Genomic DNA, 1744 nt, shown 5'->3' with positions numbered 1-1744 from the left:
GCGACTTCTTGAGCTATGTACCCATCGGGCGCCATCTGATCGTAGGCTACAACATCGTGACCGACTGGCTGGCCAAACACAGAGAACCAGCAGCTGCCGAGCTGGAGCACCTCCATCATATCTTACTACCGGACCAACTATACCGCAGCGCACCAGCCCCCATCACCGCCGATATGCGCACCGAGCTCTATTACATACTCGAGCACCCCCAGATAGCCGGCATCCAGCAGGATACCAACATCTATGCGGCTGTGGGACGTTTGCAGAGCGCTCACGATCGGCAAAATGCTGCTAGCCCATCTCCATGCAGTATAGAAGAAGTAATAAAAGCAGTACGTCAGTATATTGATGATTTACTGGACAATGAGAAGGAAATCCCTACGATAGCTCAAATCGCCGATCTATACCATATCGACAAAGACCACCTGAGCAAAATGCATAAAAAGTTTCATCAGCAGCAAAGCCTACAAGAATATATTAGCGAGAAAAGGCTGGAACGTGCCGCCCTACTCCTTAAAAATGGCATAGGTATCGTTGCGGTGTCTTACCGACTACGCTATCACGACATCTCTGCCTTTAGCAATGCCTTTAAGAACAAGTACGGCGTACGTCCGAGTGAGTTCCCTTTATGAGCCCACACCCACCCTGCACACGGATTTTTACAAGCAATTTCACGGATACTTACAACAATCAGCCTGCATATCGTCCCTACCTTTGATTTATCAATACAGCGAAGGTCGTTGTACGGAATTGAACAAAAGGGTTATGATCATTAAACAAGACATAAAGATAAGGATACTACTGATTGTACTATTTATAGCGATTCTGGCAACGATCCTGTTATTTGGTTATTTCAACCGCCATAAATCCTATGGCTGTACCATCCAAATTGTAGACGCCGATAATGGTACAGTACTCATGCGCCTAGAGACAACCTGCAAAGATCATGGTGAAGAAACAGATCGAGACCCTTATTATACCAATCGTGTTTACAGCTTTGAGGCCTATAGTGTCGAAAAGGAAAAACTGCAAAATGATAGCATTCAAGAAAACAACTTTTGGAACGCCGAGCGGGATGCCCGGCACCAAGCAGACATAAAATAACGCTTATAAAACGATTAAAAGCATGAACAATTTAAAACGCATCATCATCCAAGCACCGCGCTATATACTAGGTTTCTTGCTGTTCTATACGGCTGCCAAGAAACTCGTGAACTATGGCGCCCATCTGGCGCATATCAGAGATATCGGGTTTGTACCCGCAGGCATAGCCGATAGCGCAGCAATAGCCAGTATAGCTGTAGAAGCAGGGGTAGCCTTGCTGCTGGTACTCAACTACAGAAAGGCGCAGGTATGGGGATGGTGCATTTTAATCCCGCTCATGCTTGCGTACAGCTACTACGTGTTTTTTGTACAGAATAAGGCCCTATTTGTACCCTGTTCTTGCGAAGGTATACACGGTAAACTAAGCTGGACAATGCACTACTGGATCAACGCCAGCATTGCTGTTCTAGCTCTAGGCATGCTGTATCAACATTATCGTATGCGTAAGCACCAAAGCGATGAAGCCCTAGGAAAAGGCTCCATCGCAACAGTACAAACAGTTTAAATGATTGCGTATGAAATATCCATGTAGCAATAACTACTCAAACAACACTAAAAATACATTGGATATTCCATATGCCCATTTAAAAGCAAATCATTAACATATGAACACGCTAAAATCAATTTTATTAGGAACATT

3 protein-coding genes are annotated in these 1744 nt (G+C 44.7%); all 3 read left to right on the top strand.

Annotation, left to right across the window (positions count from 1 at the left end; all coding sequences use genetic code 11):
- Positions 1 to 56 precede the first annotated feature (56 nt).
- The 3 genes from JKG61_RS23145 (at position 57) to JKG61_RS22705 (ending at position 1609) form a co-directional block, all read left to right on the top strand.
- Positions 57 to 632, top strand: a complete 576-nt coding sequence (locus JKG61_RS23145; protein WP_202105297.1) for a helix-turn-helix transcriptional regulator — start codon at positions 57 to 59, stop codon at positions 630 to 632.
- A gap of 133 nt (positions 633 to 765) precedes the next feature.
- Positions 766 to 1104 carry a hypothetical protein gene (locus JKG61_RS22710; protein ID WP_202105296.1) on the top strand — a complete coding sequence of 113 codons (339 nt, stop codon included), beginning with the start codon at positions 766 to 768 and terminating at the stop codon, positions 1102 to 1104.
- Positions 1105 to 1126: 22 nt separating this feature from the next.
- On the top strand, positions 1127 to 1609 hold the full coding sequence (locus tag JKG61_RS22705) for a MauE/DoxX family redox-associated membrane protein (RefSeq protein WP_202105295.1): 483 nt from the start codon (positions 1127 to 1129) through the stop codon (positions 1607 to 1609).
- Positions 1610 to 1744: the final 135 nt, after the last annotated feature.

This window comes from Sphingobacterium faecale, from assembly GCF_016746095.1.
Taxonomy (GTDB): domain Bacteria; phylum Bacteroidota; class Bacteroidia; order Sphingobacteriales; family Sphingobacteriaceae; genus Sphingobacterium; species Sphingobacterium faecale.
The sequence above is the reverse complement of the archived record's forward strand: the minus strand, read 5'-3'. Positions and strand labels throughout refer to the sequence as shown.